1 protein-coding gene is annotated in these 469 nt (G+C 53.5%); it reads left to right on the top strand.

Annotation, left to right across the window (positions count from 1 at the left end; translation table 11 throughout):
- Positions 1-469, top strand: a 469-nt coding sequence (locus tag Xedl_RS20075) for a contractile injection system protein, VgrG/Pvc8 family (protein ID WP_279625385.1), incomplete at both ends; no start/stop codon positions are given.

The raw sequence follows: 469 nt of genomic DNA, 5'->3' as shown, positions 1-469 counted from the left end.
TTTTTATGGTGAAACGGAGCAGCGCAAAATCACCGGCATCATCTCCCATGCGGACTGGGTGGGCACCGATGGTAATAAGACAATCTATTCCGTCACCGTCCGCCCTGCCTGCTGGCGGCTGACGCTCAATCAGGACAGCCGGATTTATCATCAGCAAAATGTGCCGGCGATATTAAATAGCCTGCTGAAAAAACACCGGGTGAAAGCCGATTCGAAGCTCTACGATGTGCATCAGGACCGGGAATATGTGACCCAGAAGCGGGAATCCGATTATGCATTTTTCAGCCGGTTAGCCGCGGAAGAAGGTATCAGTTTCTGGTTTGAGGAGGAAACGCTGTTTTTCAGCGATAGTCACCTCGGCATGACCGCTGGCTTGCCGCTGCAATACCAGCCCCAGCCGGAAACCGCGCATGGGGTAGATACGATTTATCAGGTACGGTTAGGCGTCGGCATGAGCCCGCAACGTAGC

The sequence above is a fragment of the Xenorhabdus eapokensis genome, assembly GCF_001908105.1.
This window is presented reverse-complemented; position numbering and strand designations above follow the sequence as displayed.